The sequence below is a fragment of the Rhodococcus ruber genome, assembly GCF_016804345.1.
GTDB lineage: Bacteria > Actinomycetota > Actinomycetes > Mycobacteriales > Mycobacteriaceae > Rhodococcus > Rhodococcus ruber.
In genome coordinates, this window is sequence record NZ_CP044211.1 from 3,268,663 (window position 1) to 3,291,601 (window position 22,939).

The following is a 22,939-nucleotide window of genomic DNA, read 5'->3' on the forward strand; positions in this document are numbered from 1 at the left end:
CGCAGCAAAACCCCTGGTTACCACCGAAATGGTCTTTCACGTAGGAGGAATGTCTTCGGGGTGGGGTGGACCCTGTCCACGTGTCCACCCTCTGTCCACCCCGGGGTCCTACACAACGCGGAGCTTTCGGTCATCCCCTACGATCACGCGCCCTGCCTCGACTTGCACCGCGACGGCATCGTCGAGATAGCTCCGGTCCCGGGACGGGAGCTTCTTCTTGATCGCACCACGGGTCATCGGGCCGTTGGTTGTCAGATAGGCGAATACGCGCTTCCCGACTCGTTTGACCGCAGCATCCGCGACGGTCTCGTCGACCATCACCTGCCGCTCGCCCTCCAAGCGTCCGCGGGCCTTATTCTTCTCGGAAGCGGCGGTGGCGAGCGTGTCAAGGACGCTCTGTCGTACCCGGTCGGACTTGCGCATAACGAGCCCGGACAGGTGCCAGTCCTGCTCGTCGATGTTCAGGCGGCCGTCGAGCACCGCGAGGGCGAACGCGACCTTCTCCCGGACGAACAGGGCGTGTCCGTCGAGGGCGTCCGTTTCGCCGCGCTGTCTGGCCACGTGGGCAGCTTTGATCGTTTGGGCCGCGCCCGCGGGGACTTCGACGACGCACCGTTGCCGATCGTCCCGGAGCAGTTCGGGCAGGATCGTCAGGGGTGCCGGTTGCTCCGGAGTGTCCTCCGAGATGGTGGGGTCGGTGGCCGGCATCCACAGGAACCGCTGGGGCGTGCCTCCGGGGGCGTCGTCGAGGAGCGGACCGGCCTTCTCGGGCTGCACACCAACAACCATGGTCAGCCGGTAATTGTGTTTGCCGATCAGCAGGCGCTTGGACGGATCGGCGTAGCTGAAGCCGATCTCCTCCCCCGAGAACGCACTGCGGAGCCGCGACATGATGGTCGACCCCTGGCGACCGGCCAGGGCGGTGAGCGTGTCCACTTCGGGGATGCTGAACATCACCGCCGTGCGGTCCCGCTCCAGCTTCCGCCTGTAGATGTGGGCGTACTGGTGCGCCAGACCTTCACCGGAGCCAGCAGGCGCAACATGGATTTGGACGGGGAGCACCTCATCGGCCACCCCTTCGCACGAGCCCTTTCCGTACCCGGCTGGAGCGACGAGGGCGAGCAAGAGGTTCACCGACCCCGGGCTGCCGATCAACGGCGGCAGCACCACATTCGGCGGGATCGTGGTCAGCGCCCGGCAGAACACCACACCGAGCACCCCCCACGGCGAGGTCATGCGAGCGTAGGCGAACTGCCGGATCGTAGAGAGATAGGGGCGGCTGTTCCAGAATTCCTCGAACAGATCCTCGAGGTTCTCCTCATCGTCATGCCGATGACAACCGAGCTGCGCGCGCGCCTCGGTGTCGGTCATAGTCGACACCCGCTGCACCGCCCACCGGAACCCGCCGCCCACCTCACCGGGCTGCACCTCCCGAGACGGGTCGAGCACCTGGCACCAGTGGCGTAGCGCCTCCTCGACGGACCGCAGCGCCGCGTCACGGTCGACCTCGGTGATGCACCCGAGTCGGTGGGCCGCTTCGAGCCGGACACAGCGGTCCATCAGCCACTGATGCCGACCATCCCTCGGTCGATCGGCTCTCCAGGCTGTCACCATCTTCGCCACGTAGGCACACGTGCCCGATCCGAACTGCCAGTCCGACGGCGAACTGACCATCTCACCGAGGGCCGGCGTGTCCGAGTCGATACGCGGGCACCACTCGTCGAGGAACTCCTCGATCCGTTCGACGCTCAGCGGACCACCAGTGTCCCGCTGGGCGCATGCCCCGACGGGGTAGTCCGTATCCTTCCAGTTCGTCGTGCCCGGCACCCGCAGTATTCGGGCTAGGTCCGAAACCGTATCCAGGGAGGCCGAGTACTTCTCGGCAACAGTCGCGGCGAGCCGGCCGAACCGGCGACTGAGCTGGCACGCCCGATCCCGAGCATCCGGAGTGTCCAGTCGGCCATCCTCGATCGCCCACAGCGGCTGCAGACCGTGCCCGGAGTGAATCACCACCGACGGCCGGGTACCGATCAGCTCCGACACTCGATCGATGAACTCCTCAGCCTTGCCAAGATCCTGGAACGCCCCCTCCTTGACATCCACATCGAGATACAGCGCGGCCCAGCGAGTCACGTCTCGTTCACTGCCCCTACTGCCACCGTCGCGGGCCGGCCCGGTCGTCGGGTTGATCGAGAACCAGACGTTGGCTTCGTCGGGCAGGGAGTACACCACAGCGCTCGCATGGGCCGAAGGGACCACCGCCGACATGAACCGGCCACCGACACGCTGGTGACACACACCGGTGAACTCGTCGTCGCTCCCCCCGAGGGTCTCGAGAACCTCGTCGAAGCCGATCTGAAGACGCTCGCACTCCGAGGCTTTCCCTTCCTGGACCGGGATGCGCACGTCGCATGCTTCGGCCTGGACACGCTGACCCCGATCAACGGGAGCGGTGACGGTAGGATCGGCGATGGTCCGGCTGACCATCCGATCCGCTCCGTCCGCTGCGGGGGCAGGGCACGCCTGCTGTTCCGAGCGTCCAACTCGGTGGTCCGGACCGAGAGTATGTCGCCCTCTCACCGGTGCGCCCCCGGCCTCGTGCTGTTCAGGAAGATCGACCGAAGGAGCACGAGTTGCTCCGACGTGAGGGGCGGTGCCAGCTCGGCCAACTGACGGGCCCGTTCGCGGAGCGCAGCCTTGGTTGTTTCGTCGAGCTCGGACATCAGCACTCACCGCGGGCAGAACTGTCCGATGCCGCAAGGATGGCCGCCAGACGACGACGTTGATCCGGGTTCAGAGTCGGTGCGACGTCGGCGAGACGCTCGATAGCCGGATCGACACTCACGCGACCCACACGAAGGAACTCGTGCAGTTCGGCCGCGTGGACGCGGTACTCCGCTCCTGCCCGATAACCGGTGAGCTTGCCGGACCTGATCCACATCCGGACCGTCCGAGGAATCACCCGCGCAAGTTCTGCGACTTCAGCAACGGTAAGGAACTCACGGTGACCGTTAGGGGTCCCAGCATTCACGTTCTAACTCCTGACCAATTCACAGTCCTTGCGGACTGCCTTTGGTCGGGGGTTCTGCCCTCGGCGTGCCGAGAACGCCTCTGACGCTACCCCAGACTCATTCCAGGGTCAACAAAACTGCTGCCAGTCGTAGTGTTACACAACGGAATCCGATCCTCTTCTCGTCTACCCCCCGTTGTTCGAGAACTTTCGGCGAGAGCGAGCATCACTCATACTCGGCACCGCGGTCTCGCCGAACCACCGCCAGCGACTGCGGGTCAAACCGCCGCTTACCTGTCCCGACCGGGAGGATGGCGATCCGCGCGAAGAGCAGCCAGATAGCGGTGCGCTTGCGAGCGGTAGCCAGACCTTGCGACGCCGTCCCGATGTCCCCGTCCACAATCAGGGGCCGACTACGTTGGCACGGCCCGCTGCTCTTCGCGGTTCAAAGGTCGCCCCCTGTTCGCGCAACCGAGCCATCAGGGGCACGTGACTGCGGCGGACTTGGAAGGCTATCGATGAACTCGATCGGTACAGCCGCTAAGCGCTAGTGCACACCATCCAGCTTTGGTACCGATCGAGCGACCCTCTCGCGTTCTACCGATGGCGCGAAGACGTCCAGCGTGTTCGGGCTCTTGAACCGCTTGAGCCCCAGCAAACCGACGTGCGCATAGGTTGAGGTGCCGCGGGTCGCGGCCCTCACCGACCGCCGGTACTCCGCTACTTCAACCGGCCCCGTCTACCGCAGGTTCCTCGGTACGCTACGGCCAAAGCACATCCACGGACTCGGGCTTAAAGCCCGGGCCACCGCGGGCCCTGCGGACGACGACCTCGATGCCCAGCGCCTCCAGCGTGGCACGTTGCTGCGCAAGGTCGAGACGGTCCCAGACCGCACGAGCGTCTGCCGCTTCTGCCATCTGCCGGACTGGTGTCGGCACGGCAGCAGCCGGGCGCAACACGCGCTCCGCGGCTTCCATTTCCGAGCGCGTCCGCATAGTGATCCGGGTCAACTGGTCCAGGTCGATACTCCCTGCCGCGTAGGCATCAGCTGCGCCGTCCAGTCGGGCTCTCAGCTCAGCGGCCCTCATACGCACGCGCTCAGATACGGCGTCTTCGGCGTCGAAGACCGCCAGTGCGTCCGGCTTCGACAGCCGGTAGCAGACCGTGGAGACGACCAGTTCGTCTACCCACTCCTCACGCCGCCCCACACAGCCTAGGTCCCGGCAGACGTACAACGACGTCTTCCGGCCCTTCGCTCCCTTACGCGAGACAGCCAACACGCCCCCGCAAACGCCACATCGGCCGATTCCGAACGTGAGCAGGTGAGTGCGCGCCGCGGCCTTCTGGGTCCGGCGCTTGGGGTCCGCCAGGAGGGCCTTTACTCGCGTGTGGGATGCCTCGTCAACGATCGGCTCCCACGCCCCCTGATAAGTGTTCCGGCCGTGGCGACGGATTCCGACATTGAGGTCCCGTACTGCGAGCTTGCGAACGGAGGAAGGAATCCACTGCCCGCCCAGAGGCGCAACGATCCCCTCGCCGTTGAGACGCCCGGTAACGGCCCGCAGCGTCGAACCAGCGAGAAGATCACGGACGATTCCGCGCACGACGTCGGCAGCAGGCTCGTCGACCACATCCTTCCAGCCGATCACCCGCCCCTTGTCGTCACGCTCGTACACCCGCGCCCACCCATAAGCGCAAGCCCCGTTTGCCCTGCCCTCCTCAGCGCGCTGTTGGGCTGCACGGGCGACCCTTTCGGCCTTGATCTCGGACTCGGCCGTGTCGAACTCGCCCAGAATTCCGGCGTACATACGGCCTGCGGCACTCGTGAGATCGAGGTCAGAGCCCTTCACAAGGGCAACCCCGATCCGGGCGGCGGACAGAGCACCGATCGCATCGGCACGCTCGCGCCGCGAACGCCACAGGCGGGACAGCCCATAGGCGACGATCTGGTCGAACTCTCCACGTTCGGCGGCAGCCATCAGCTCCTCATAACCTGGACGAGACCTGCCCTTGAGCGCGGAGATGTCGTTGTCCGAATAACAGGCCACGACTTTCCAACCCCGGGAAGCCGCCAACGCTTTACAGTCCTCCCGCTGCCGGGCCACACCGTGTTCCAGACCATTCGGGTCTTCGGAAATCCGTGCGTAAATCGCCGCGCGCACTGGCTCCGGCCCCGACCGCGGAAGTGCCATGACCTGCTCCTTTCGGCAACTCTATATTACCCCCTGAGGACACTCCCTCTTCCCGGGTGGGCTGGGCAAGACCGCGGACGCCGAGAAGTTCGCCTCGCTGTACGACGACGTCGACACCAAGTTGTTCGGCCGCTTCGGTGACGACACGGTGATCTACCCCGGCCACGGCAAGGACACCACGCTCGGCGCGGAACGTCCCCATCTCGGGGAGTGGCGCGAACGGGGCTGGTGACCCGGTGAGCTGCGGCAGGTCGCCGTCCTGCGGCAGCGCACTCGCGCAGCTGCGACGGTGGCCCCTCCGTGACCGGAGGGGCCGGCGTTCGTTGCGCAGACCACCTCCTCCGCGGTCACTCGGAGACCGCTCGCCGGCTCACAGACCCCGGTCGATGATGTCGAGGATCTCGTCACCGGTCGCGGCGTGAATCCTGCCGACCGTGTCGGCGCGGCTCCCCTCGGCTCCCTCGAGGTCGGCCAGCAGGGCTTCGAGCCGCCGCGCGACCGCCGCGCGTGCCTCGTCGTCGGCGCCGAGTTCGGCGACGGCCGCCCGCAGGCGGTCGATCCCGGCGACGGCCACCGACACCGGATCCGGGACCAGCTCGGCGCGCAGGAACTCGGCGACGGCCCGGGGACTGGGATGATCGAACACCACCGTCGGCGGCAACCGCAGACCGGTCGCGGCACCGAGATGGTTGCGCAGGGCGACCGCGGCGAGCGAGTCGAAGCCGAGTTCCTTGAACGCCTGGTCGGGATCGACCGAGTCCGACGCATCGTGGCCCAGGACTGCGGCAGCGCCGGCTCGCACCAGCTCCAGCACGAGGTGCCGCTGTTCCGGCACCGGCCGCTCGGTGAGCCGCTGCGCCCACTCGGACGGCCCGGATCCGTTCGGTCCGGACACGGCCGACCCCGATCCCGCCGCGCGGGGCCGCGACTGCCGCACGAGTCCGCGCAGCGGGGCGGGAACGGACGGCCCGGCCGGATCGGGGTGCTCGAGCCGGGCCCCCACCACCGCGGGGGCGTCGCCGGCGACGGCACTGTCGAACAGGTCCAGGGCGTCGGCCTCGCTCATCGCAACCAGACCGCTGCGGCGGGCCCGGGCGAGATCCCCCGCGCCGAGCCTGCCGGTCATGGCGCTCGGCGGTGCCCACATTCCCCACGCGATCGACACCGCGGGCAGGCCCTGGGCTCGCCGGTGCTGGGCGAGGGCGTCGAGGAACCGGTTCGCCGCCGCGTAGTTCGCCTGCCCGGGCGCGCCGAGGACCCCGGAGAGCGACGAGAACAGCACGAAGGCGTGGACCCGGGCGGTCAGCCGGTGCAGGTGCCAGGCCGCGTCCACTTTCGGCCGCAGCACCGCGTCGAGCCGGTCGGGAGTGAGCGAGGTGAGCGTGGCGTCGTCGAGGACACCGGCCGCGTGGATCACCGCGGTCAGGGGGTGCTCGGCGGGGATCCGGGCCAACAGCCCCGCCAGTGCCGCCTCGTCGGCGGTGTCGCAGGCGACGACGGTCACCTCGGCGCCCGCACCGCGCAGTTCGCGGCACAGCCGGTCACTTCCCTCGGCGTCGGGTCCGCGCCGGCTCGTCAGCACCAGGTGCCGCGCCCCGTGTGCGCTGACGAGGTGGCGCGCCACCGACGTTCCCAGCGTGCCGGTGCCGCCGGTGACGAGCACGGTGCCGCGGGGATCGAACAGCGGTCCGGACCGCTCGACGGCCGGCATGCGCCGCAGTCGGGGCACGAGCACCGTTCGGTCCCGGACCGCGACCTGCGGTTCCCCGCTGGCCACGGCCGACGTGATCGCCACGTCCACGTCCGTCTCCCGGTCGAGGTCGAGCAGCACGAACCGCCCCGGGTTCTCGTTCTGCGCGGAGCCCACCAGACCCCACACGGCCGCAGCCGCGAGGTCGACGTCGTGCCCGTCGGCCTCCTCCCCGGTGGCCGCCGCGTTGCGGGTGACGACCACCAGCACGCTGTCGGCGAACTCGGCGTCGTCGAGCCAGTCCTGCAGCAGTCGCAGCGTCCGGGCGCACAGGCGGTGGGTCGCCTCCGGCCCCGGGTCGCCGTCGGTGCCGCATCCCACCAGCACCGCCCAGGGCCGCCCGTCGTCGGGAGCGGCTGCCCTCGCGGTGCGCAGCGCCGCCGCGTCGGGACAGCGCGGGAAGCTCGAGCCCAGATCCGCGTCGCCGAGCACGACCAGCGGCCCGGGCGGCGGCGCGGACGGGACGTCGTCGATTCGGGTCCAGGCCAGCCGGTGCAGTCGCCGCGCGCCGGACGGGCCCGCGCCGTGCCCGTCGTCCGCCCGGGGTGTCACGTGCAGCGCCTCGACGATCAGCACCGGCGCGCCGTCGGCATCGGCGGCGACGACGCGATGCCGCCCGTCCTCGCCCGTCCCGAACCGCACCGACACCGCCCGCGCACCGGTGCGGTGGAGCCGGGTTCCCGACCAGGTCAGCGGCCAGTCGTCCGGGCCGAGGACGGGGTCGAGCGCCGCCTGCAGCAGGTGCGGATGGATGCCGAAGCCGCTCGGGTCGAGGTCGTCGTCGAGGCGCACCTCGGTCGCGGTGTCGCCCGGGAGCCGGTCCGGTGGCGCTGCGGGCACGTCGTCGACGGTCGCCGACGCGTTCCGCACCCAGGGGCCGTCGGCCGGTCCGATGTTCGACGAGACGGTGACGGTGCGCGCGCCGTCGTCGCCGGCGGGCGACACGAGCACCCGGATCGGCAGCAGCCCCGCGGCCGGGAGGACCAGGGGGTGGTGCAGCGTGAGAGTGGCGATGCGCTCGCACCCGACGTGGTGGGCGGCGTGCAGGGTCAGCTCGACCAGGACGGCTGGTATCAGCGTCTGCGGAGCGTCGGTCGGTGGAGCGCCGTCGTCGGGCTGCGGCGCCGCGAGCGACGAATCCCGGTGCCGGGACAGCGCTCCGGTGAACACGGTGGTGTCGTCGTCGAGGGTCACGGCCGCGCCGAGCAGCGGATGCTCCGCGGGGCTCAACCCCAGCTCCGTCGGATCACCGCTGGTGCGTGCGGGCGCCGACGGCCAGAAGGAGCGGCGCCGGAAGGCGTACGTGGGCAGGTCCACCGGGCGGCCGGGCAGCACCCGATCCCAGTCGATCGTCAGGCCCTGCACGGACGCGGCGGCGACCGCCTCGACGAACCCCCGGGCGTCGTCCCCGCGCCCGGGCAGCGCGGCGATCGGGTGCGCGACGACCTCGGCGGCGTGGGCGGCCAGGCCCGCGCCGGGTCCGATCTCGACGCAGCGGGTGACGCCGAGTTCGGCGAGGGTGCGCATGCCGTCGTGGAAGCGCACGGCGTCGCGGAGGTGCCGGCGCCAGTACTGCGGTGACGTCAGTTCCTCGGCCGTGGCGACGCGCCCGGTGAGGGTGGAGACGACGGGGATCGTCGGCGGCTGCGCCGCCGTGCTCGACACGACGGTGGTGAACTCGTCGAGGACGGGGTCCATCAGCGCCGAGTGGAATGCGCGTTCGACCCGCAGCGGGGTGACCGGGATCCCTGCGGTGGACAGTTCGGCGGCGACGGTGTGCACGTCGGCCGCGGCCCCCGCGAGCACCACGGATTCGGCGCCGTTGACCGCGGCGAGGTCGACTCGGCCGTCGATCCGCGACCGGATGTCCTCCGGGCGTGCCCGGACGGCGATCATCGCCCCGGGGGCGGTGGCCTGCATCAGTCGTCCGCGCGCGGCCACCAGGGCGGCGGCGTCGGGCAGGCTGAACACGCCCGCGACGTGGGCCGCGGCGAGTTCTCCGATCGAATGCCCGATCAGGTAGTCGGGTGTGAGGCCCCATTCCCGCAGTAGTCGGTAGAGGGCGACCTCGACGGCGAACAGGGCCGGCTGGGTGTACTCGGTGCGGTCGAGTTTCGCGGCGGCGTCGTCCGCGTCGCCCCGGAGCACCTGCCGGATCGGGGTGTCGACGTGTTCGTCGAGCGCGGCGCAGGTCTCGTCCAGGGCGCGGGCGAACACCGGGTAGGTGTCGTAGAGGCCGCGGCCCATTCCGATCCGCTGCGCGCCCTGGCCGGTGAACATGAACGCCGTCTTCCCACGGGTGCTCGTCCCGGTGACGGCGTTGCCGCCTGCGCGTCCCTCGGCGAGGCGGGTCAGGCCGTCGCGCAGGTCGGCGAGCGTCTCGCCGGTGACGGCGGCGCGGTGCGTGAAGCCGGACCGGGTGGTGGCCAGCGAGTAGGCGAGGTCGGCGGGGTCGGGCGGGGACTGCGTGTCGAGGAGGTCGGTCAGCCGGGCGGCCTGCGCGCGCAGCGCCTCGTCGGTCTTGGCGGAGAGCACCCACACCAGGGGCGACGCCGGCCGGGGCGGGGCCGGTGGGGCGGCGACGTCGGGGGGCTGCTCGAGGATCAGGTGGGCGTTGGTGCCGCTGATGCCGAACGAGGAGACGCCGGCGCGGCGGGGTCGTCCGGTCTGCGGCCACGCGATCGGGTCGGCGAGCAGGGCGACCTCGCCGGCGGTCCAGTCGACGTGCCGGGTCGGGGCGTCGCTGTGCAGGCTCGGCGGCAGCACGCCGTGCCGCATCGCCATCACCATCTTGATCACGCCGGCCACCCCGGCCGCCGCCTGGGAGTGGCCGATGTTCGACTTCACCGACCCCAGCCACAGCGGCCGGCCGTCGCGTTGCTGCCCGTAGGTGGCGAGCACCGCTTGGGCTTCGATCGGGTCGCCGAGTGTCGTGCCGGTGCCGTGGGCCTCCACCGCGTCGATGTCGGCGGGGTCGAGGGCGGCGTCGGCCAGCGCCTGCCGGATCACCCGTTCCTGCGACGGACCGTTCGGGGCGGTGAGGCCGTTGGAGGCGCCGTCCTGGTTGACCGCGGAGCCGCGGATCAGGGCCAGCACCCGGTGGCCGTGGCGCTGGGCGTCGCTCAGCCGCTCGAGCACGACCATGCCCGCGCCCTCGCTGAGCCCGGTGCCGTCCGCTCGATCGGAGAACGGTTTGCACCGCCCGTCCGGGGCGAGTCCGCGTTGGCGGCTGAACTCGATCAGCACGCCGGGGGTCGCCATCACCGTCGCCCCGCCGGCCAGCGCGAGGGTGCATTCGCCGTCGCGCAGTGCCCGTGCCGCGAGGTGCAGCGCCACCAACGACGACGAACACGCGGTGTCGACGGTGACCGCGGGACCGGTGAAGCCGAGCGAGTAGGCGATCCGGCCGGAGGCGACGCTGTTGCTGGTGCCCGTCATGAGGTAGCCCTCGGCGTCGGTGTGTCGCCGGGTCATGAGGTGGAATCCGTAGTCGCCGCCCATCATTCCGACGTACACGCCGGTGTCGGTGAGACCGGGTGAGTTCGGCGGGATTCGCGCGTGTTCCAGTGCTTCCCAGGCGCTTTCGAGTAGCAGTCGGTGTTGCGGGTCCATCGCGACGGCCTCGCGGGGGCTGATCCCGAAGAACGCGGCGTCGAACCGGTCGGCGTCGTGGAGGAAGCCGCCGGCCCGCATGTAGGTCGTGCCGCTGCGCTCGGGATCCGGGTCGTACACCTCGTCGAGGTTCCAGCCGCGGTTGTCGGGGTACGCGCCCACGGCGTCGCGGCCGTCGCGGACGAGGCGCCACAGCTCGTCCGGGCAGGAGACCCCACCGGGGTATCGGCAGGCCATTCCCACGATCGCGATCGGGTCGTCGTCGCGGTGCCGGCGCGCCGCGGGGGCCGGGTGCGGGTCGTCCTCGGGGCCGAGCAGCCGGGCCGCGATCTCGCGGGCGAGCGCGTCCGCGGTGGGGTGGTCGAACACCACCGTCGCGGCCAGCCGCACCCCGGTGGCCGTCGTCAGCTGGTTGCGTAGCTGCACCGCGGTGAGCGAGTCGAAGCCGAGGTGCTTGAAGGCACGCTCCGGATCGATGGCCTCCTTCCCGTCGTGGCCGAGCACCGCCGCAACGTGCGTGGTGACGATGTCGAGGACCCGGGCGTGCCGCTCGGCGGGGTCGAGCGCGCGCAGCTCGTCGGCGAGGCCGGGGGCCGACGGGGCGGCCGCGGCGCGCCGGCGGGACGGGCCGAGCACTCGGCGCAGGATCGGGGGAAGGGCCTCGCCGTCGGGCCTGCGGGAGGGCGTGGAGAGCCGTATCGGCACCGTCAACGCACGGTTCGCGGCGAGTGCCGCATCGAACAGGGCCAGCCCGGCCTCCGGGGTGAGGGTGTCTATGCCGGTGCGCTGCAACCGATCCAGATCGGCCGCATTCAGATGGGCGGTCATCCCGCTGGGTCGGTCCCACAGCCCCCAGGCCAGGGACAGTCCCGGTAGCCCCTCGGCGCGGCGGTGCTGCGCGAGCGCGTCGAGGAAGACGTTGGCCGCCGCGTAGTTCGCCTGGCCGGCGCCGCCGAGCACACCCGCCGCGGAGGAGAACAGCACGAACGCCGCGAGACCGCGATCGCGCGTGAGCTCGTGCAGATGCCAGGCACCGTCCACCTTGGGGCGCAGGACGGCGTGCAGCTGGTCCGGAGTCAAGGTGGCGGCGGTGGCGTCGTCGAGCACCCCGGCGGCGTGGACGACACCCGACAGGTCGGGGACCGCATCGAGCAAGGCCGCCACCGCGGCTCGATCGGCCACGTCGCAGGCCACGGCGCGGATCTCGGCGCCCGCGTCGGCGAACTCGGCGCGGAGTTCCGCTGCCCGCTCGGCGCGGACCGTGTGTCGGCCGGTCAGCACGAGCCGGCGCACCCCGTACCGCCGCACGAGGTGACGGGCGACGAGCCGGCCGATGGTGCCGGTGCCGCCGGTGACGACGACGGTGCCGTCGGGGCCGAACGGCACCGGATCCCCGTGCGGCGCATCGGTGGTGGGCGCCGCCGGCGCGAGCATGGGCGCGAGGAGTGTCCCGGCGCGGACCGCCAGTTGTGGTTCGTTGCAGGCCAGGGCCGCGGACAGCACACCGGGATCGGGAAGGTCACCGGGCGGCCGGTCCAGGTCCACCAGGGTGATCCGGTCCGGGTGTTCGTTCTGCACCGCACCGATCAGCCCCCACACGGGCGCGGCGCAGACGTCGATCGGTTCGTCGTCGGCGACCGTCACGGCGCGCCGCGTCGTCACCAGCAGTCGGGTCTCGGCGAGACGGTCGTCGGCGAGCCACGCCTGTACCGCCCGCAACGCCGCCTCCGCGGCGGCGTGCGCGCGCGTCGGCACGTCGGGTTCGTCGCCCGGTTCCCCGGCCAGCAGCAGGGCGCGGCCGGCGGGATCGCCGCCGGTGAGCGCCTCCCCGAGCGGGGTGAGATCCGCCGTCGGCGCGGCGCCGGCGTCGACCGGGATCCACTCCACGCGGTAGAGGCCGGTGCCGGTCGCGGCGGCCGGGGTGCGCGGACCGGCGAACGGCCGCAGCGCCAGCGACTGCGCGGTCAGCACGCGATGGCCGGCGGTGTCGTACGCGGCCACCCGGTACCGTTCGGGTCCGGCCGGGGCGATGTGCACGCGCAGGGCGACGGCGCCGACGGCGTGCAGCTGCACGTCGTCCCAGGCGAACGGCAGCCGCAGGTCGCGGGCGCCGGCCGCGGCGGCGGCGAACGCGATCAGGTGCAGTGCCGCGTCGAACACCGCCGGATGGATCCCGTACCCGGCGACCGTCGCGGCGGGGTCCTCTCCCCCGAGGCGCACCTCTCCGTACAGGTCGTCACCGCGGCGCCACGCCGCGCGCAGGCCCCGGAACGTCGGCCCGTACCCGTATCCGGTCTCGTCGAGCGCGTCGTACAGGCCGCTCACGTCGATCGGCGTCGCATCGGCCGGGGGCCACGGCCGGATCGGAACGGGCGCGGTGTGTACCGCCGCCGTGAGGGTGCCGACGGCGTGCCGGGTCCACGGGGTCTGCGCCGCGGCGTCCGCCGGACGGGAGTGCACCGACACCGTGCGGTGCCCGGCGTCGTCGGCGGTGAGGACGGCGACCTGCACCGCGAGCTCCCCACCGGTGGGAATCGTCGCGGGTGTCTCGAGGGTGAGTTCCGCGAGACGGCTGCAGCCGGCGCGGTGCCCGGCGTGCAGGGCGAGTTCGACGAACGCCGTGCCGGGCAGCACGACGGTGCCGTCCACGGCGTGCTCGTTCAGCCACGGCAGTCGGTGCGGCGACAGCACGCCGGTGAACACGGCGCCGCGACCGTCGCCGAGCTCGACCGAGGCGGCGAGCATCGGGTGGTCCCCGGCGTCCATGCCGGCTGCGGCATCACGTCGGGGCGCGCCTCCGTCCAGCCAGTAGCGGCGATGCTGGAAGGCATACGTGGGCAGGTCCACCCATTGCCGGTGACCGGCGCGGCGAGCCCACCCGACCCGGCCCCACTCGATGTGCGCCCCGGACACGTGTGCCTCGGCGAGGGCGGCGGTGAACTGACGCAGGCCCGCCCGGTCGCGGCGGAGGGTGCCGAGGGCGCGACCCGCGACGCCGGCCGCGTCCAGGGTCTCCTGCAGCGGCACGGTCAGGACCGGATGGCTGCCCGACTCGACGAACAGCCGGTACCCGTCGCGGGCCAGGGACCTCGTCGCGTCTTCGAAGCGCACCGGTCGGCGCAGGTTCCGGTACCAGTAGTCGGCGTCGAGTGCGGTGCCGTCCATCACGTCCCCGGTCACCGTCGAGTAGAACGGGATCCGCGAACGCTGCGGGGTGATCGGGGCGAGAGCGTCGAGAATGGGCCGGCGCAGCACCGAGACGTCCGCGCAGTGGGAGGCGTAGTCCACGGTGATGCGCCGGGCCTGGACACCGTCGGCCTGCCACCGCGCGACCAGCACCTCGAGGGCGTCGCCAGGGCCGGACACGACCGTCGCGGCCGGACCGTTGATCGCCGCCACCTCGACGGTCCCGGCCCAGGGTTCGATCTGCTGCCGCACGGCGTCCGCCGGCAGACCCACCGACGCCATGCCACCGCCGCGGCGGGCCGATTCCGTGATCACGCGGCTGCGGGCCGCGACGGCGAGCGCCGCGTCGGGCAGGGTCAGCGCGCCGGCGACGTGGGCGGCGGCGATCTCGCCCTGCGAGTGTCCGACCACGGCCGCCGGTTCGACGCCGTGTGCCTGCCACAGCCGCGCAAGCCCGACCATCACCGCGAACAGCGCCGGTTGCACGACGTCGGCCCGGTCCAGGGCGGACGGATCGCGGTCGCGGAGCACGTCGAGCAGCGCGAACTCGGTGTGCGGGGCGAGGGCGTCGGCGCACTCGCGCAGGCTGTCGGCGAACAGCGGGGAGGATTCCAGCAGTGCGGTGGCCATGCCGACCCACTGTGCGCCCTGCCCGGGAAAGACGAACACCGGCCGGTCGCCCGCCTCGACCGCGACGCCGGTGATCACCCCGGGGTCGGGGGCGCCTCGGCCGAGCGCGTCGAGACCGGACAGCAGGGCGCGCGGGTCGGCGCCGAGCACGGCGGCGCGGTGGTGGAAGGTCGCGCGGCAGGTCAGCAGCGGGCCGGCCACCTGCGCGGGGGTCAGCTCGGGGTGGCCGGCGACGTGGTCCCGCAGCCGGTGCGCCTGCGCGCGCAGCGCCGGTTCGGTGTGGCCCGACACGAACCAGGCCACGACGTCGTCCGAGCCGTCGGTCCCCTCGGGGAGCGCGGCGTCCGGCGGTGGGGCCGGTTGTTCCAGCACGACGTGGGCGTTCGTGCCGCTGATGCCGAACGAGGAGACCGCCGCGCGGCGGGGCCGGTCGGTCGCCGGCCATTCCCGGTTCTCGGTGAGCAGGGACACCGATCCGGCGGTCCAGTCGACGTGGGGGGTGGGACGGTCGACGTGCAGCGTCTTCGGCAGCACACCGTGACGCATCGCCATGATCATCTTGATCACGCCGGCCACTCCGGCGGCGGCCTGGGTGTGCCCGAGGTTCGACTTCACCGAACCGAGCCACAACGGCCGGTCGGGGGGCCGATCGCGGCCGTAGCCGGCCAGCAGGGCGGATGCCTCGATGGGATCGCCCAGCGTGGTGCCGGTGCCGTGGGCTTCGACCGCGTCGACGTCGGCCGGGCCGAGTCCGGCGTCGGTCAGGGCCTGCCGGATCACCCGTTCCTGGGCCTGCTTGTTCGGGGCGGTCAGGCCGTTGCTGGCGCCGTCCTGGTTCACCGCGCTGCCGCGGACGACGGCGAGGATCCGGCGGTCGTTGCGCTGGGCGTCGGACAGGCGTTCCAGCGCGAGGATCGCGACGCCTTCGCCCCACGCCGTGCCGTCGGCCGCGGCGGCGAATGCCTTGCAGCGCCCGTCTCGGGCCAGTCCACGCTGCCGGCTGAACTCGACGAACACCGCGGGCGTCGACATGACGGTCGCCCCGCCGGCGAGGGCGAGTTCGCACTCGCCGTGGCGCAGCGCCTGCATGGCGAGGTGGACGGACACCAGGGACGACGAGCACGCCGTGTCGACGGTGATCGCGGGTCCGTTCAGTCCGAAGCTGTAGGCGACACGGCCGGAGGCGACGCTCATCGCGGTGCCGGTGATGAAGTAGCCCGCGAGTTCCTCGGGCGGGGCGCCGCCCGCCCGTGCCGAGTAGTCGATCCCGGACAGACCGGTGAAGACGCCGATCTGCCTGCCGTGCACGGATCGCGGATCGATGCCGGCGTGCTCGAAGGTCTCCCAGCTCGTCTCGAGCAGGAGTCGCTGCTGCGGGTCCATCGCCAGTGCTTCGCGAGGCGAGATGCCGAAGACCTCCGGGTCGAAACCCGCCGCATCGTCGAGAAAGCTGCCGTGCACCGTGTACGTCCGGCCGGCCTGCCGGCCCGTCGGATCGTAGAGATCCGCCGCTTCCCAACCGCGGTCCGCGGGGAATGCGGCGACGGTCTCCGTACCGGATTCCACCAGGTGCCACAGGTCCTGTGGGGAGCGGACCCCGCCGGGGAACCGGCACCCCATCCCGACGACGGCGATCGGTTCGCGGCTCACCCCCTCGACCTCGCGAAGCTTCTCCCGGGCCTGATAGAGCTCTGCGGTCACCCGTTTCAGATAGTCGAGGAGCTTCGCATCATCGGCCATAATCGAGCTCCAATCCGAGAGCCGTCGTGCCTGCGCCGAGAACTCGATGGTATCCGCCGCCCCCCACCCGGACACAGCGATCTGCTCGTGCGAGTGTGACCGGTGCGGCGTGCGAGACGACTGTGGGCGCGCCTCGGACGAATACCGTCCGGAGCGCTCGGGGACCTCCGCGGCCTTCCGATCGAGTTGCTCGTCGGGCTCTTGCCGCGCACCGACGTGGGCTGACCGACACGTATCCGCAGGGCACCAGCGGTCCTAGACTGTGGCGATGGGCATCGCTCCGGATGTCAGGGCGCAGAGCCGGATGTCAGGGCACAGAGCCGGATGTCAGGGCACCGAGCGTCGGCGCGGCACCGCCCGACTCGGTGCCACCCGCCGCCGCGGGCTCGGGCCGCCGCCCGGGTGCTGCTTGCGCCGGCGCATCGCGACGGCCCGCACCCGAGGTTCTGTCGTCGTCGACCTCGCCCCGGCCGCCCGTGTCGCCGTCCGCCGTTCCGCCGCGACAAGCCCACCGCACATCAACCCTCGACTTTCGCCTGGAGGACCCCGTGACCGTCACAGATACCGACACATCGGCAGAACTGCTGGCCCGGCTGCGGAAGGCCTACGCGACCGGACGCACGCGCGATGCCGAATGGCGCATCCGCCAGCTCCGCGGCATCGAGAAACTCGCCGACGAGCGCGAGGCCGAGATTGCGGCCGCCCTACAGGAGGACCTGGGCCGAAACGCGGTCGAAGCCTGGCTCGCCGACCTCGCTTCCACCCGGGCCGAAGCCGCCTACGCCCGCAAGCGGGTCCGGCGCTGGATGCTTCCTCGACCGAAGCCCTTGTCGCTCAACCAGTTTCCCGCGCTCGGCTGGGTGCAGTACGAGCCGATGGGAGTGGTCCTGATCATCGCACCGTGGAACTACCCGGTGTATCTGACGCTCGGTCCGCTCGTCGCGGCAGTGGCCGCCGGGAATTGTGCCGTGATCAAACCGTCGGAACTGGCCCCCGCCACGTCCGCGCTGCTCGCCCGGCTGATTCCGCACTACCTCGACCCGGAGGCCGTCGTGGTCGCCGAAGGCGATGCCGAGCTCACCCAGAGTCTGCTCGCGCAGGGTTTCGATCTCGCCCTGTACACCGGCGGCACCGAGGTGGGCCGCAAGATCATGTCCGCCGCCGCCCCGCAGCTCACGCCGGTGATCCTCGAGCTCGGTGGCAAGTCTCCCGTCGTCGTCGCCGAGGACGCCGATCTCGAGGTCACCGCGCGGCGTATCGCCTGGGTCAAACTCCTCAATTCCGGACAGAGCTGCATCGCGCCCGACTACGTACTGGTCGAGCGGTCCGTCCGCGACGCGCTCGTCGACACGATCGTCGACACGATCGCCCTGTTCCGCAGCGAGGAACCGCAGCCGGGGATGCGGGTAGTCAACCAGCGTCACTTCGATCGGCTCGAGGCGTATCTGGAGTCCACGACCGGGCGCATCGTCACCGGCGGCAGGTGCGATCGTGACTCTCTCACCGTCGAACCGACCGTGATCGTCGATCCGGCACCCGACGACGCCGTCATGACGGACGAGGTCTTCGGGCCCATCCTGCCGATTCTCACCGTCGACTCGGTCGACGCAGCCCTCGACTTCGTCGGTGCCCGCCCCAAACCCCTTGCAGCGTACGTGTTCTCCAAGTCGCTGAGCACCCAGAGGAAGATCACGCAGCAAATCAGCGCGGGTGCCGTGGTGATCAACCACGTCGGCATGCACGTCCTCGCGCCACAACTGCCGTTCGGTGGCGTGGGTGCCAGCGGAATGGGGGCATACCACGGACGCTACGGTTTCGAGGCGCTCAGCCACCGCAAGGCGGTGCTCGCCAAACCGTTCCGTCCGGATCCGGCGATGAACTACCCGCCCTACACCCAGGCTGCGCTGAAGATCATGCGGCGACTGTTCTGAGCGGTCCCCCGACACCCTCCGGAACGGAGGACACCGACACCCTCCGGAACGGAGGACACCGACACCCTCCGGAACGGAGGACACCGACACGGCCGAGGACGGATCGACCGGTCGCGTCGGCCCTGACGGCTCGGAACCGGCGAGCCGCGCAGTGCTGCGGTCCTGGCTCGCCGCCCACGAACGCAGGGGCATCTCGGTTGCCCGGCACCCGCCCGGCAGCCCCGGCGCCTCGGTCGTCCTCGTACCCTGGGGAGGTGACCACGAGGAGGTCGCCGTGACAACCCGGCCGGAACCCGTCGAACCTGCTGCGGGGCAGGAGTCGGTCTGGGACTACCCCCGACCGCCCCGCCTCGAGACCTTCACCGGCTCGATCACCGTGGAACTGGGCGGCCGGACCATCGCGTCGACCACGCGCGCCTGGCGGGTACTGGAGACCAGCCATCCGCCGACCTACTACCTTCCCGCCGAAGCCTTCGCCGACGGGGTGCTGCGGGAGACGCCGGGCTCGTCGTGGTGCGAGTGGAAGGGCAGGGCGAGCTACTACGACCTGGTGACCGCCTCGCGGGTCGCGCCGAAAGCGGCGTGGACCTACCGCGATCCCTCCCCCGCCTTCCGGGCGCTCGCCGGGGCGGTCGCGGTGATGGCCGCCCAGGTCGACCGGTGCACCGTCGACGGCGAGGAGGTGGTCCCGCAACCGGGCGGTTTCTACGGCGGCTGGATCACCAGCTCGGTCGTCGGCCCGTTCAAAGGAATCCCCGGGTCGGCGGGCTGGTGACCGCTCCGAAGTACGCCGAAGCCGATGCGCGCCTGCGGGAGGCGCGGAAACCGGACTGGGTCGGTGAGCGGTTCCTCGTCCGGCCGGCAAGGTTCGAGGTCGACGCCCCGGCGGCATGGACGATTCCCTGAGCCGCCGCGGAAGGCCGGCCGACCGGGACCGGGAGCGGTCGTTCCCCTTCCCGGGTCGACTCACGCCGCACTCTCCCGTCCCGGAAAACGCTGCGAACAGCACCCGGTGCGGCGGATGATCGAGAAACAGCGCCCGAGGGCGGTGGATCGTACGCGCGACCCTCCCGTTCCTGCGCGTGTCCGGCTCGTTCGCTCGACCTTCGGGAGACACCCGCCATGAGACTCGGCATCCTCGTTCTCGCCGTCGGCGCGTCGCTGCTCGCCGGCACCGGTGTTGCAGCGGCCGCCGATCCGGCCGTCCTCGGCGGCGGCTCCGGCATCGTCATGGACGGCCGGAACTACTGCACCCTCACCACGATCGGTCCCGATTCCGGGGGCCGGCTGGTCGGATTCACGGCGGGACACTGCGGAAACGCCGGTTCCACGGTTGCCTCGGAGGCGGATCCGGACGCCGGTGTGGTCGGCACGATCGCCTACACCGATGCGGACTTGGACTACGCGGTGATCGTGTTCGAGCCGGCGAAGGTGGTTCCCGTGAATCGGGTGGGAAACACGACGATCACGGGGATCGGGGGTCCGGCGCAGTTCCCGGACATCGTCTGCAAGCAGGGCCGCACCACGGGGCAGACCTGCGGGGTGGCCTACGGCGATGTGTTCAATTCGGGGCAGACCTGGACGCAGACGTGCGTCGACCTCGGCGACTCGGGAGGCCCGGTGGTGGTCGGAACCACGCTCGTCGGCATGGTGAACGGCTATCTCACCGTTGCCTGCCTCGGTCCGGAGGTCGGCACGAGCATGACGGCCGTCGTCGGCGACGCCGATGCGCGGGGCGGGGCCGGGGCGGGGTTCCGTCCGATCTAGGGGGCGCAGGTCGTGACGGCGCCGTCGCCCGGGTGCGGGACGGACCGGCGGCCACGACCGCATCCGGGGGGAGAGGTCCCTCGGTCAGCCGATCTCGGCGAGGAAGCTCTCCAGGATCCCGGTGACCCGGGCCGGGTCCTCCAGCGTCGAACTGTGGCCCACCCCGTCGAGTTCCACCAGTCGCGAGCCCGGGATCAGCGCGTGCATCTCGCGGGCGAGACGCGGCGGCATCTCGACATCCAGTTGTCCCGCGACGATCAGCGTCGGCACGCTCACCGCGGGCAGCTCGTCCCGGATGTCGGGGCGGACCATCATGCCGAGCATCGTGTTCGCCAGTGACGACCGGTCGGCCGTCGCCCACCGCCTGCGCCACACCTCACGCTCGGCCTCCCGGCCGGGGTCGGTGCGGAACGGTTCGCCGTAGAGTTCCTTCTCGATGCCGCGCAGCACGAGGGCCGGCGACGGCCCGAGAAGCCGGGCCACGGCCGTGAGGGCAAGGTGCAGCGGGTACCTCACGGGCGGATGCGGCGTCGCGCCGGTGTTGAGCAGGGTCAGCGAGCGCAACAGGTCCGGTTCCCGCGCGCCGATGCGCATGCCGACGAAGCCCCCCATCGACAGCCCCACCAGATGCGCGGGTGCGAGGTCGAGCCGCCGGATCACGGTGAGCACGTCGGCGGTGAGCTGCTCGAGCTGGAATCCGGTCCGGGCGTGCCCGGATCGGCCCTGTCCCCGGAAGTCGAGGGTGAGGCAGCGGTACCGATCCCGCAGCGCCGCGATCTGCGCCTCGTACATTCGCCCGTCGAAGAAGAACCCGTGCAGGAACAGGATGGGCTCGCCCTCACCGCCGGTGTCCTCGCAGTACAGATCGACGTCCCGCACCCGCAGGTACGACCGTCGCGTATCCGGAATTCGAGGCATTGTCATGGCGCGCTCCGTATCGACCCGGGACGCGGGACCGTCTCGGAATGGGTCGAGGATCGTTCCGGGCGCCGCCCGTGTCAAGGGGCGTGGCGACGGCGCTGTCCGGTAGCGCATTGCCGAGATAGCATTGCCGATATCTCGACGTCGCCTCGTCGAACGTCGTTCCCGGGTGTGGACCGTCTCTCCGATAGGCGGCGAGCGCTGGTGGACGAGCTGGCGGCGGCCCGGCGACGGCAGGGACTGAGCCAGACCCTGGTCGCGGCCCGGATGGGCACCTCCCAGTCGGCGGTGGCCCGACTCGAGCGCGGCGATCTCGATCCGCGCCTGTCCACCCTCGAACGGTACGCGCAGGCGGTGGGACAGACGGTCGACTGGCAGGTCCGCCCGCCGCCGGAGACGACATGAACATCTGGCCGCCCGTTCCTCCTCGCCGATCCGGCAGACAGTGAAGGCTGAGACGGCGCATCCTGAGTAGGTGGCGCGAGCCGTCGGGTCGGCGGCGGAGAATCTCGGCAAGGGCTATCGACAGAGGAGGACGCGATGACCTCACCTGCGAACAGCACCCCGATTCCGCCCGGCATCGAGATGCCGGACGAGGTCCGCACCCGGTTGGGCACGCTGCGGTTCTTCGACGGAGTCCCGGACGACGAGACGACCCGGACACTGTTCGACAACCTGGACTTCCAGCGGGCGGTGCAGGCGTACCTGCTGGCGCAGCATCCGGTGTCTTGGGCGGCGTGGCGCCGGGGGCTGCTGCGCTGGGGCCCGGCGAACACCACGGTGGCGCTCTGGGAGGACCTGTGCCACCCGTGCACCGTCGGACCGGCGATGCACACGACCGTTGTGTACTTCTACATGTGGATCGACCTCCACGACGGACCCGTCATCCTGGACGCCCCGCCCGACGTGTACGGCCTGATCGACGACTCGTGGGGGCGCTGGGTCGTCGACATCGGCGCGACCGGACCCGACAAGGGCCAGGGTGGCAAGTACCTGTTCCTGCCGCCCGGGTACGATGGCGAGGTCCCGGACGGCTACTTCGTGGTGCGGTCCCGTAGCTACGGGATGGGCCTCGTCTCGCGCGGTTTCCGCGACGAGCATGGCGACCCGCATCCGGCCGCCGACATGATCAAGGCGAAGACCCGGGCTTACCCGCTGGCTCAGGCCGACGACCCGCCGCCGATGCGATTCGTGAACGTCTCCTTCGAGCCGTGGGTCACCATCCCGGCCGCCGACTACCAGTACTGGGAGCTGCTCAACGAGGTGGTGCAGTCCGAGCTGCCGGAGTCATCCGACCCGGTCACGCTGGGGATGTTCGCCGCCGTCGGCATCCAGCACGGCAAACCGCTCGACCCCGACGAGCGGGTGCGGGCAATCCTGACCGAGGCAGCCGCGGTCGGCGACGCGACCGCCCGCGCGCTCCTCTACCGAGTCCGCCAGCCCGAGGCACGCTACTACCCGGACGGCGCCTGGCGGGTCTTCCTCTTCGCCGGTTACCAGTTCCAGGACAATGGCGCCGCGATGCTCGACACCGCCGCCGCGCTCGGCTTCATAGGGAGCGGATCGAGTCCGGCGTACCTGACGGAGATGGTCGGCGCCGGATCGCAGTATGTCACGGCGTTCGTCGACGCCACCGACGCGCCCTTCGACGGCGGCAGGTCCTACCGGCTGCACGTCCCGCCGAACGTGCCGGTCAACACCTTCTGGTCGATCGTCGTCTACGACACCCAGACCCGGTCGATGCTGCAGACCGACCAGGAATGGCCCACCGTTGCCAGCGACCGCGACATGATCTCGAACGAGGACGGCTCAGTCGACGTCCACTTCGGTCCCGAACGGCCCGAGGGCAGCCGCAACTGGATCCAGACCCTGCCCGGCAAGAGCTGGTTCGCGATAGTCCGGCTCTACGGTCCGCTGGAACCGTGGTTCGACAAGACATGGAGACTGCCCGACATCGAACCGGTCGGGTAACACTACGGGGGAGAGCAGCTCGTCTCCGGCCGCGAAGAACCGGGATCCGCTACGTCTTTCACCGCCACTCCCTGGTGGACGCGGAGGGTTTCGAACTCCCGACTGGTGTCCTGAGTCGTTGATTGTTTCATTGATTCGGGTGCGGTAGCGGGCGAGGTTCGCGAGGATCTCGTCCGCGGTCTTGACCCACACGAAGAGCCTCGGCGCCGTCCGCGGCGAGCAGCGTGAT

12 protein-coding genes and 1 pseudogene are annotated in these 22,939 nt (G+C 71.0%); 7 read left to right on the forward strand and 6 right to left on the reverse strand.

Annotated features, from left to right (window positions below):
• Positions 1-108: 108 nt before the first annotated feature.
• From F1734_RS15035 to F1734_RS15050, 4 genes are all read right to left on the reverse strand, one after another.
• Positions 109-2,487, reverse strand: coding sequence for a hypothetical protein (locus F1734_RS15035; protein ID WP_203010757.1), 2,379 nt, complete (start codon positions 2,485-2,487; stop codon positions 109-111).
• An 89-nt stretch (positions 2,488-2,576) separates the two neighbouring features.
• Positions 2,577-2,723 (reverse strand): hypothetical protein, encoded by a 147-nt coding sequence (locus F1734_RS15040; RefSeq protein ID WP_203010758.1) that lies wholly within the window; start codon positions 2,721-2,723, stop codon positions 2,577-2,579.
• Complete coding sequence (locus F1734_RS15045; RefSeq protein WP_203010759.1) at positions 2,723-3,031, reverse strand: helix-turn-helix domain-containing protein; 309 nt, start codon at positions 3,029-3,031, stop codon at positions 2,723-2,725. Before F1734_RS15045 ends, F1734_RS15040 begins: the two co-directional genes overlap by 1 nt.
• A gap of 740 nt (positions 3,032-3,771) precedes the next feature.
• Positions 3,772-5,202, reverse strand: a complete 1,431-nt coding sequence (locus tag F1734_RS15050) for a recombinase family protein (RefSeq protein ID WP_203010760.1) — start codon at positions 5,200-5,202, stop codon at positions 3,772-3,774.
• A gap of 37 nt (positions 5,203-5,239) precedes the next feature.
• Here F1734_RS15050 and F1734_RS15055 point away from each other — a divergent pair.
• Positions 5,240-5,434: pseudogene (locus F1734_RS15055) on the forward strand (MBL fold metallo-hydrolase); the annotation flags it as partial.
• 138 nt (positions 5,435-5,572) lie between these two features.
• Here the strand turns inward: F1734_RS15055 and F1734_RS15060 are convergent.
• The gene (locus tag F1734_RS15060) at positions 5,573-16,120 is read right to left on the reverse strand and encodes a type I polyketide synthase (protein WP_203010761.1); all 10,548 of its coding nucleotides are present in this window, start codon (positions 16,118-16,120) and stop codon (positions 5,573-5,575) included.
• A 548-nt stretch (positions 16,121-16,668) separates the two neighbouring features.
• Between F1734_RS15060 and F1734_RS15065 the strand changes: the two genes are divergently transcribed.
• The 4 genes from F1734_RS15065 (at position 16,669) to F1734_RS15075 (ending at position 19,818) form a co-directional block, all read left to right on the forward strand.
• Positions 16,669-18,051: an aldehyde dehydrogenase family protein gene (locus F1734_RS15065; RefSeq protein ID WP_203010762.1), complete on the forward strand. Its 1,383-nt coding sequence runs from the start codon at positions 16,669-16,671 to the stop codon at positions 18,049-18,051.
• Between the two features lie 274 nt (positions 18,052-18,325).
• On the forward strand, positions 18,326-18,826 hold the full coding sequence (locus F1734_RS15070) for a DUF427 domain-containing protein (RefSeq protein ID WP_040272773.1): 501 nt from the start codon (positions 18,326-18,328) through the stop codon (positions 18,824-18,826).
• Entirely contained in the window at positions 18,823-18,957 is a 135-nt protein-coding gene (locus tag F1734_RS26440; protein WP_274382429.1) for a hypothetical protein, read from the forward strand. Before F1734_RS15070 ends, F1734_RS26440 begins: the two co-directional genes overlap by 4 nt.
• Before the next feature lie 216 nt (positions 18,958-19,173).
• Positions 19,174-19,818, forward strand: a complete 645-nt coding sequence (locus F1734_RS15075; RefSeq protein ID WP_203010763.1) for a chymotrypsin family serine protease — start codon at positions 19,174-19,176, stop codon at positions 19,816-19,818.
• A gap of 84 nt (positions 19,819-19,902) precedes the next feature.
• On the opposite strand, the gene F1734_RS15080 is transcribed toward F1734_RS15075, so the two are convergent.
• On the reverse strand, positions 19,903-20,742 hold the full coding sequence (locus F1734_RS15080; RefSeq protein ID WP_201027022.1) for an alpha/beta fold hydrolase: 840 nt from the start codon (positions 20,740-20,742) through the stop codon (positions 19,903-19,905).
• A gap of 201 nt (positions 20,743-20,943) precedes the next feature.
• On the opposite strand from F1734_RS15080, the gene F1734_RS15085 reads away from it, so the two are divergent.
• Together F1734_RS15085 and F1734_RS15090 are read left to right on the forward strand one after the other, a co-directional pair.
• Positions 20,944-21,144, forward strand: coding sequence for a helix-turn-helix domain-containing protein (locus F1734_RS15085; protein ID WP_228287191.1), 201 nt, complete (start codon positions 20,944-20,946; stop codon positions 21,142-21,144).
• Between the two features lie 135 nt (positions 21,145-21,279).
• Entirely contained in the window at positions 21,280-22,710 is a 1,431-nt protein-coding gene (locus tag F1734_RS15090; RefSeq protein WP_203010764.1) for a DUF1254 domain-containing protein, read from the forward strand.
• Positions 22,711-22,939: the final 229 nt, after the last annotated feature.